This is a genomic window from Candidatus Symbiothrix dinenymphae (genome assembly GCF_001431085.1).
In genome coordinates this window covers 1-9,911 of the sequence record NZ_BBRU01000212.1, presented here as the reverse complement: position 1 = coordinate 9,911, position 9,911 = coordinate 1, and the positions used below count along the sequence as shown (strand labels likewise).

Annotated in this window: 10 protein-coding genes and 2 pseudogenes; all 12 read right to left on the bottom strand. The window is 36.7% G+C overall.

Annotated features, from left to right (window positions below):
- Window positions 1-544 (bottom strand): annotated as a pseudogene (locus ASC50_RS02970) (hypothetical protein); the annotation flags it as partial.
- Window positions 513-704 (bottom strand): AlbA family DNA-binding domain-containing protein, encoded by a 192-nt coding sequence (locus ASC50_RS08440; protein WP_158648335.1) that lies wholly within the window; start codon window positions 702-704, stop codon window positions 513-515. The gene ASC50_RS08440 and the pseudogene ASC50_RS02970, both read right to left, overlap by 32 nt.
- 121 nt (window positions 705-825) lie before the next feature.
- Window positions 826-999: a hypothetical protein gene (locus ASC50_RS07110; RefSeq protein ID WP_158648334.1), complete on the bottom strand. Its 174-nt coding sequence runs from the start codon at window positions 997-999 to the stop codon at window positions 826-828.
- A gap of 63 nt (window positions 1,000-1,062) precedes the next feature.
- Window positions 1,063-2,151 carry a PDDEXK nuclease domain-containing protein gene (locus tag ASC50_RS02960; RefSeq protein ID WP_082592053.1) on the bottom strand — a complete coding sequence of 363 codons (1,089 nt, stop codon included), beginning with the start codon at window positions 2,149-2,151 and terminating at the stop codon, window positions 1,063-1,065.
- A gap of 22 nt (window positions 2,152-2,173) precedes the next feature.
- The gene (locus tag ASC50_RS02955; RefSeq protein ID WP_055431468.1) at window positions 2,174-2,533 is read right to left on the bottom strand and encodes a hypothetical protein; all 360 of its coding nucleotides are present in this window, start codon (window positions 2,531-2,533) and stop codon (window positions 2,174-2,176) included.
- 210 nt (window positions 2,534-2,743) lie between these two features.
- Complete coding sequence (locus tag ASC50_RS02950; RefSeq protein ID WP_055431469.1) at window positions 2,744-3,535, bottom strand: DUF4422 domain-containing protein; 792 nt, start codon at window positions 3,533-3,535, stop codon at window positions 2,744-2,746.
- A 5-nt stretch (window positions 3,536-3,540) separates the two neighbouring features.
- On the bottom strand, window positions 3,541-4,644 hold the full coding sequence (gene glf / locus ASC50_RS02945; protein ID WP_193391190.1) for a UDP-galactopyranose mutase: 1,104 nt from the start codon (window positions 4,642-4,644) through the stop codon (window positions 3,541-3,543).
- Window positions 4,626-5,390 (bottom strand): glycosyltransferase family 2 protein, encoded by a 765-nt coding sequence (locus ASC50_RS02940; RefSeq protein ID WP_056928674.1) that lies wholly within the window; start codon window positions 5,388-5,390, stop codon window positions 4,626-4,628. The genes glf and ASC50_RS02940 overlap by 19 nt, the downstream gene beginning before the upstream one ends.
- A 26-nt stretch (window positions 5,391-5,416) precedes the next feature.
- Window positions 5,417-7,159, bottom strand: a complete 1,743-nt coding sequence (locus ASC50_RS02935; protein ID WP_226995359.1) for an AAA family ATPase — start codon at window positions 7,157-7,159, stop codon at window positions 5,417-5,419.
- A gap of 145 nt (window positions 7,160-7,304) precedes the next feature.
- On the bottom strand, window positions 7,305-8,192 hold the full coding sequence (locus ASC50_RS02930) for a class I SAM-dependent methyltransferase (protein ID WP_056928673.1): 888 nt from the start codon (window positions 8,190-8,192) through the stop codon (window positions 7,305-7,307).
- A gap of 19 nt (window positions 8,193-8,211) precedes the next feature.
- Entirely contained in the window at window positions 8,212-8,805 is a 594-nt protein-coding gene (locus tag ASC50_RS07105; RefSeq protein WP_158648333.1) for a hypothetical protein, read from the bottom strand.
- A 713-nt stretch (window positions 8,806-9,518) separates the two neighbouring features.
- A pseudogene (locus ASC50_RS02920) lies at window positions 9,519-9,911 on the bottom strand (hypothetical protein); the annotation flags it as partial.

Here is a 9,911-nt window from a genome sequence, read left to right as displayed (position 1 = left end):
TTCTGTCGTCAAAAATTTTAATAACACTTCCCGAACTGTCACGATAGTCGCGATGTACTACCATATTGATAACAATTTCGCGAATGGCATCGGTGGGATAATCAAACCGTTCTGTGCGCTTTGGCTCGCCGGTAATTATGTATTCCACCATCAAATGTTTTTTGATAAAGGCAATAATATCGGTAATTTCGCTGAATAAATCGGAATGAAGCGAAATGCTGTCAATAATAGTTATCGGACTTTTGAAACGCCCAATCTGAATGTCGCTAGTGGGGCAATATCCATCAATAAACAACAAGTAGCAGCCAAATGTTGGTTGTCCACCGCGGATAAACTCCAGTTTTTCGAGAATATCCAAATCAGACATTTTAGTGCTAAATTCGCCTTGTTCGCGTAATTTGTTGGTAAATATAGCAATTTTTTCTTTCGACAAATCATCAATACTGTGATTTGGGTCGGCATAATAGTCCCAACTCGAATTGATTGTCTGCAAGTGAATATTAACTACTTCGTCAAGCGAAAGCAAATGATTGGAATTTTGCACTCGCTTGTAATATCTTCCCCGCGTAGAAACCGGTTTTTTTGTCATCCACGCCAACAAGTACCCGTCCGCCTTGGGTGTTGGCAAAAGCGACCAGCGTTTCAATGACATCTTCATTGAACTTCGGTTTAAATTCCGTATGTTGGGTTTCCTTACTATACATATTATCGTGATTGAGGTATATCTTGTTAAAATTGCTCTGTGAAAATTTTACCATCACAAAGCGTAGCTCCCCTCAATATAACAACTTTTGTAGCCTACCATATTGCTTCGCCATATAATCGTCAAAATTTGCCATCAATTTGGACAAATCCACGCATGTGTGATGATTGGAAAGCATCATGCTTGCGATTTTGCAGCAATGCTTCTGCTTTTTCCAAACATTCCCTGCTGTCCTTTTGGAGGGCTTTGTTGATTAGTTCGCGGGCGGTTTTCTTTTGTGCGGTTGTAAAATCCATATTACTATTTTTTTTATTTCGGCGCAAAGGTAACTAAAATTGTTCCACACCGCAAATTATTTCTCAAACGGATTTTTGCGCTTTTGTTTTTCGTCTTGATAATATCACCGGATTTGCTATCTTTAATTCATGTTTCTCTATTTCAGCAAATTCTATCATTTCCTTGTTAATCATCTCTTTAATTTCTTTCTCCGGGAAATGCAACATATATTCGGCAACGCCAATCGGTTTGTGAAAGTCACGTAACGCCAATTCAATATCTACCTTTCCTTTGTCGGCACAAAGAACTATACCTATTGACGGATTTTCATCTTCTTGTTTTATTTTGTCATCAAGCAAACCAAGATAATAGTTCATTTTGCCGACAAATTCCGGTTCAAATTCTCCAATTTTTAAATCAATCGCTACCAAAGAATGTATTTTTCTGTTGAAAAACAACAAATCGACAAAATAATCCTTATCGTTGTGTGTTATTCGGTATTGGTTTCCGATAAAGGTAAATCCGGAACCGAGTTCGAGGAGAAAGAATTTTATTTTTTCCACTAATCGCTGTTCCAATTCACGCTCCTTGATAGGGTGTTTCAGCCCAAGCATTTCGAGATTATAGGTCGCCTTCAGTATCTCATCAGCCTGTTCTTGCAAATGTTCGGGCAAAGTGAGCGCAAAATTGTGCATTTTAGGCTCTAAAACTTTATGACGATAAGTGTCGGCTTTGATAAAATTGAGCAAAACATCTCGTGTCAAACCCATTTCAAGAGCAGATTTGATATAAAACTCTGCCTCTTGAATTGATTTTACCTTACTCATTATCAGTATATTGTGCCGCCATGGCAAAAGTGCAACGCTGCGTTGCACTTTTTCATCAGTCAAGGCATAAAACTCGAAGAAGTTTTTCATATTCCATAAGTTGCGTGGCGAAAACCCCGTAGTGTTAGGAAATTCCTGCTGCAAATCAGTGGCAAGGCGTTTCACTACGCTACCTCCATATCCCTTTTCGAGTTTCTCCTCTGAAAGTCGCCTGCCAATATTCCAATACATCTGCATCATTGCCGAATTTAGTCTGTGAGCAACGACTATGCGCGTACCTTTGATTTCGGCAATGATTTGCCGAAGCATATCACTGTATTGATTTATATCTAATTCCTGAGTCATTTCGGAATAGGTTAATTTCTTTTCAAAATCGCTCTGTAAAAATTTTACCGTCAAAAATCCCAGCTCCCCTCAATATCGCAGCTTTTGCAGCCTCACCCAAAGCATCCAAATCCTCACCTGTCAACGCCTCATCCACATACAATCCAATTATTGCAGTAAAATAGTATGAACTTGGTAGCCCATCATACCGCTTCGCCACATATTTGTCAAAATTTGTTATCAAATTGGACAAATCTACGCATATTTGATAATTGGACAAATCGTTATGCTTGCAATTTTGCAGCAATGCTTCTGCCTTTTCTAAACATTCCCTGCTTTCGTTTTGGAGGGCTTTGTTGATTAGTTCGCGGGCAGTTTTCTTTTGTGATTTTGTAAAATCCATATTACTATTTTTTTTATTTCGGCGCAAAGGTAACTAAAATTGTTCTACTTTGCAAATTATTTTCGCAGTTATTAATTGAACTTACCTTGAACTTGCCGTGAACTTGCCGTGACAACCGTAAAATTATTTCAAAAATTTATAATCATTATCGTTATACCAAAGTCTGCAATCGCTTCTTCAAAATGGTAGTGGAATACCAATATTTTTTAATCAGAAACTCCCTTCATACTTCCGATTATTTATCTTTGCCAGAATAAACGAAGCTCCTTTTCTTATCCAATTTATTTTTCCAATGTATATGTATGGTATTTCTTTGTATGCTAAATCAGGCTCATGCCTTAGTAAATGAGTCAACCATACATTAAAAAGAATTTCGCTGACACGTCCAAACAGTCGTTTTTGGAAAGTGGATAGATTTGAAATATCTACGCGTTTTTCCAGTTCAAACAAAATATCAAAAAGCCATTGGCAATAAGAGTCAAGCAAAGATTTATCCATAATGAACATATTAAACATATAACCATATATCTGCTTCGATACCTTGTCATAATCTATTAAATAATCCGGATATTTTTCCTCAATAATCTGACGTGTGATATCTAAATGCACTTTATCGTGTGTATGAGCATAGTGTGAATATAGCGACTCAATAAGGTAAACCTGCTTTCGAGGGACAATTATCTTATATTTAGGAATCAGCGACGTTATTTCGTCCGAATTTAAAATGGATTCAAAAGGATATAACTTCCTATTTATGTATAGTGTGACAGAAAAATATCGCCTATAATGTACTAATCCTATATAATCTTCATTCACGTTTTTCCAAATCCAATACAATCCGGTCAATTCACAAAACGAGGGGTTTTTAACCGAAATATTTTCACCATCATCATCGCCCCTATACCCAATGTTTAGCTTCCCCCGTTTTCCAACATGAAGCGGCAAATATAGCTCATCATCAGGCATCAGATATTTTTTGTGCGTTGCAATATAAATTTTCATAACTATTAAATAGTAAGATTTTCTACTAAATCCAATGCCTTTTCTATCACCTGATGCATATCATAATACTTATATTCAGCCAAACGCCCTCCGAAAATTACTTTCGATTGCTGATTTGCCAAAGACTCGTATTGCTTCAAAAGAGTGCTATTTCTGTCATCATTTATTGGATAATACGGTTCTTCGCCCAACTCCCATTCTCGCGAATATTCTTTGGTTATGACCGTATCATTTTGTGTTCCAAATTCAAAATGCTTATGCTCAATTATGCGCGTGTAAGATGTTTCTTTGTCGGTATAATTAATCACGGCATTCCCCTGAAAATTAGATATGTTTTCCAACAATTCTGTTTCAAAATGGAGACTTCGATATTCTAAATAACCGTAACAATAATCAAAAAATTTATCTATTTCGCCGGTAAAAATAACCTTGTTCGCAAAATTCAGAAAATATTTTCGATTTGAAAAAAAATCTGTATCCAACCGAACCTCAATACCTTCAAGCAAGCGTTGCACCAACGCTGTATAACCTCCTATTGGAATACCCTGATACTTATCGCTAAAATAATTGTTGTCAAACGTGAACCTAACCGGGAGCCTTTTTATAATAAAGGCGGGGAGTTCTGTCGCCTTGCGCCCCCATTGCTTTTCGGTATATTCTTTTACTAAATAATCGTAAATATCTTTCCCGACCAAAGAAATTGCCTGTTCTTCCAAATTTGCAGGTTGTTTTATCCCCGAAATCTCGCGCTGTTCTTTTATTTTTGCCTCAGCCTCCTGCGGAGTAGTCACTCCCCACATTTGATAAAATGTATTCATATTAAAAGGTAAATTATACAGTTTCCCTTTGTAATTGGCAACCGGAGAATTGGTATATCTGTTAAACTCAACCAAAGAATTGACATAGTCCCACACCCCTTTATTATTTGTATGAAAGATATGGGCACCATACTTATGAACATTAATACCCTTAATGGATTCCGTATAAACATTTCCGCCAATATGCGGACGCTTGTCTATCACAAGGCAGGAATAGCCCCTCTTTGTCAACTCATGAGCAACAACAGAGCCGAAAAGTCCTGCACCTACAATCAAAAAATCTTTTTCCATAATTTGGTGATTTTATATTGAAAATAGAACTCACTTATAAGATATAACTGAACCAACCTTTTATATACTTTCCACCACAAAGGGTGCTCACTTCGCTTCAGTAAGGACTCAGTGGAAGTTATTGATTGTTCCACTCGTCGATAGAGCAGAAGAGGAGTCCGGCAAAAAAAAACTTTGCCCACAACTTCAGCAACCAATCCAATCCAAACATCGTAATCTATCATTTTCGTTTTTGGAACAGGCAATACATACGGCAATATATTTTGTCGCAAAGCCATACAAGAGCCATAATAAGTACTGCAAATGATAATGTTTTTCAAAATACCTGTTCCCGAATTATAAATATCAAAAAAGGACTCTTTTTTCACATTCAAATTTTCATCTGTAACCTTTGAATTTGTTACAACCAAATCATATTGAGACAAAAGCTCGCATACTATTTTACATTTCTCCGGCAACCAAACATCGTCCTGATCAGACAAGAAGATGTAATCTCCTGATGAATGATTTAACGCATTTTCAAAATTTCCGGTATAACCATGTCTTCCATCATTAAAAATTAGTTTTATTCTCGAATCCGGTATCTCTTTTATGACATTAATTGTCCCATCTGTGGAGCCATCATCTGATATAATCACCTCATCCTCACTTCCTATTTGAGAGAGGATAGAATCCAACTGCTCTTTTATGTATTTTTCGCCGTTGTATGTGGCGATGCAAACTGATACTTTTTTCATTTTATCCATCTGAACAACAAATTTATCGTGCAATTTTATAGTAGCATTTTATTATTATTTTTGTCTTCTTCAATCTCAAACTTGTCCTTACCAATAAAAATAATCGAAGCGAAGCGCACATCGGCGCGACCGGCAAATTCACGCGACTTTCGATATTTCTCCAATTGTGCGCGGGCATCATGCCTTGCTGAATGCAAAGCTTTTCGATCTCCCTTTTTGAGATATTTGAGTTCCCACACCCATTCGTATTTGATGTTGGGAAGTCGAGGGCTACGTTGCAAAAAAATGTCAATATAGCCGTTTTCCACTTCTTTTTCAGTGAGCGGCACGTACAATTTGCTTTGAAACAAGCCATTGAGCAGCATGATTTTGATGTACTTTTCATTGAACTGTTGCAAGTCGCGGTTCGACAAGCGGTTGAGAATATTACGGCTCACATATTCGATATAGGGGTGCAGATTGCCGTGATGCGCCAATTCCCTGACCGCAGCACTTTGTGCTCGCACATCAATTACGACATCCTCGTTCCAGTCCAGTGTCAACTGTTCCAAATACTCCCAGTAAACCGTTCTAATAGAGTAGTTTGGAATTTTTAAGATAAGAGTATCATCTTGATATTTATCCACCGTGAGCAATCCCATATAAAAAAGCAGGGATATAAAATATTTGGTGTCTTCCAATCGGTCAATCGAAAATTTGCTGATAACATCGGACACGATTCCGTTGTTTTGAACAATTTCCATCAACTTGTTGCGGTTTTCTTCGTTTTGAACCATGCGGCGCAAACGGTTGTAGTCGGTCTTCAGGTTGTCGTCAATGATGTTTTCAGGCGGTCGTCCCTCATCCAATATTTGATAAAAAAAATAGAGAATCATAGAAGGATTATAGACCCTGTTTTTCCCATCCGGATGAAAAAGGTAGCCATCATAATATGCTTCCATATCCACATTGATTAAGTTTGGGTCAACGCCCGTTTCGTCCATCAGGGCATCTACCTCCTGTTGCGTGAAACCCATCATTTCGTTATACTTTGGTTTCAGTGTGAGATTGACGGCAATGTTGAACCCGCTCGTGAGGTCGTCCAACATCACGGGTGATATGCCGGTGATGAAGATGCGGTCGATGGCGGTTTTCGTGCCCGTCTTCAGAGCCTCGTAAAAATCGCGGACAAGTCCGTTTGCGTGTACCATGTTGTGGTAAACATCTGTGCCTAATTGGGTACCCATGGCGATAAGGTCGTTGGCAAAATGGTCGTATTCGTCAATGATGACAAAAATTTTCACGTCTGCCAATTCCGCCATGTCAATAGCCTCTTGAATAGACTGAATACTCGGACTTCCCTCAGTTAACCGTTGGATGAAACTATCGGCATTGGGAAAAAGATTTCGATAAAGAGCAACAAACTGACGAACAGCCTTTTGTATTTTACCGGAAAAAGAAGCCCGAAACCTGTCTTCTCCGGACGTGTCTATTCCCGAGAAGTCGAATTTCAACACGGCGTAAGCATTCTTTTTCAGCGTAGGATGCTTGCCGATGTAAAGTCCGCCAAACAGTTTTTCAAAATTCGCTGTTCGATTCAGGTCATAGTAATGCTCAAGCAAGGAGAAGAACAAACTTTTGCCGAATTTGCGCGGGCGGATGAAAAACTGATACTTATTAGCCTCATTTTCAAGTTGCTCAACAAACCGTGTCTTATCCACATAAGCATAATTCTCGGTCATAATGCTCTCAAAATTGGAGTTGCCGTAAGGCAACCGCTTCACTGGTTTTGTTTCCATAATTTTTTGTTAATTTGCTGCAAAGATACAATTTATTTTGTCATACAATAATAACCCATTTTGACATATTTGATGTTGCCTCTCTTAAACGGCAACAGCCTTCTTCTATTTTTCCGTCATTATTATGTAGCGATACAAACTGATATCATAACTTTTTATTACAAATTAAACTAATATCAAAATAAGCAATACATCTGCCCTGCATACCCACTAACTTGCTCAAATACAACAAGTTAAGAAAAAATGAATGATGCTCAATAAAACAAAGGATGGACGGCGAATAACGGAAATTAGTACCCAGATAGTATTTTAACTTTGAAATAAAACACACTGTTTTGAAATTTTCAAATCCATTTTGTTCTAAAATAGGTATGATTTCAGAATACGTAGATTCATTGATATGAGTACCCTGTGCCATAGTTTTACCTGTATTGGAGTAATCAATAATTCTAGTAACATCCCACGGACCAAAAAGACGATTGGGCGCATTAAAAATAAAAACGCCATCGTCTTTCATTGCATTCCTTACCGATGATAAATGAAAAGACATATCTGCCGGGGCAATATGTTCCAACACATGATTTGAAAACACAACATCAAATTGTTCATTCAAATCAAAATCTACAACATTCCCCATTTTAAATTCTATATTGGATTGATTATGAGGAAGATGCGGAATTGAAACGTCCATACCGACCAATTTTTTATGAGGCAGGTTTGCCGCGATGCTTGTGAGGAATAACCCTTCGCCGCAACCAACGTCCAACACGCTTTTGTCTTTCAACTCTTTTTTGAATAGACGCACCAACCTGTCATAGCTGCGGGAATTGCTGTTACTTTTACCGTACAGCGGATGAACGGCATTGTACACGTCCGCGTACAACTGTTGCCGTTTATCGAACGACTCTTCGGCTAAAATTTTCTTATGAAATACGCTTTCTATTTCATAAGCTTTTACCAAATTTTCACAATTTGCTCCCCTTGATTGTGAGTACTTTTTCAAATCGGGAAATTTACTGTTTATACCTGTCATTTTATTTTATGTTTAGAAGTTACAATTGTTTTTTTAGTTCGCTGGCAATGGACGCTAACGATAATTTACTTTGCAAATGTTTTATGGCGTTTACCATATCGGGATATTCATCAATGAATTTGTTTTGCAACAATTTTTTTATTTCTTTTGCCATATCCGAAATAGAATCGCATACTTTCCCGCATTTGGGGAATGCGTCGACATAATAATTTATATAATCACTGTTTAAGGATAAAAAAGGTTTTTCGTGCTTTAGCGTGTCAAAAAACGTACCCGATGCTACGGCTTTGCCCATTGAGCTATCTCTTAATTGCAGCGAAAATGCAAGTTTTTTAATTTCTTCTTCAAAAATACTCGGCTCCAAGATTTCGGTACCGTACTCTACTAATTTGTTATCTAAGTGCCACAAAGTATTGCTCAATTTCCCCACCAATTTTATTTTTAATTTTCCGCTTTCTATCTCTTCTTTTAATAATGTTGCCAATTCAAAAAGATAATGCGTGCCTTTACTTTTGCTGCCTGAACCAATCTGCCCGATAACTAATGGGTTAAAATTTGAAACCATAATATGGTCGTTGTCTTCAAAATCATAAGGATGATCTATCACTATCAACTTTGACGTGTCGGCGAACAGATGATGTACATTTTTTAAGATGGGTTCTCCCAAAATAATATATTGTACATTGGATTTTTTCAATAAATGCTTCACCAAAGAATAATACCGTCTATTCCTGTCAAAATGTATATTCTCCATAAATACATCCAATTCTCCGTGCTGACATACATACACCCTACGCTGAAAAACATTGCTCAAAATCCATATCACATACTGCGCAAACGGATATGCCAATGCAAAAAACAAAAAATCTTCTTTTTTTGAACATAAAAATATTTTCAGAACATACCAGCAACTCAATATATCTCGAATTGGAGTTTTTATCCCTCCCCAAATATTTTTATGAAGCAATTTAAGCGGATGAAATTTTATCTGATGAAATTTCATCCGCTCTTTGCATATTGCACAATGCTCTTTTTCTGCATAAAAATCAACCCCTGCGTGATTTTCAAGTGCCAACATAATTACTTTCAAAAAAGCAATATTAAACTCCGTATGTATCGCAGAAGTAGCGATTAAATCACAATATTTTATTCTCATTTTATTATTTTGTAAGAATGTGTATCAAAAACTTCTTCTCTATAGTCGTAATTATCTATTCCCCAAAGCAAATTATCATATTTGTAGAAGACATTGTTGCACCCCACAATGGTTTTTAGCATACAAAACAATAGTAGTACAAACAAGATAATAAACATTTTTATGAAAGTTTAGTTTCCAAATGCTTCTTCAATGGTAGCATCAAGGGCTTTTGAAAAAATATTCAACTCCTCTTCGTATGAATGTGTCCCAAATAAAACATTCTCATAGTCCCACAAAATGTTACTACACCCTGAAAATAATTTTAAAATACCATATAATAACAGCAAAAAAATAAAAATTGCTTTATTTGCAATTCTCTTAAAAATAGAAAAGAATTCCGGATACAAAATCCAATACGAAAAAATGAACAATACAGTAAACCTATCTGTAAAAATAGCGGCTTCTGAAAAAAAAGAAAACATAACAAAATAAACCAAGAAAGAATTTAAAAATATCTTCCCATACATTATATTATTTCTTACTATTTTTTTATAATTCCAAAAGAGCAGTACATATGTAAA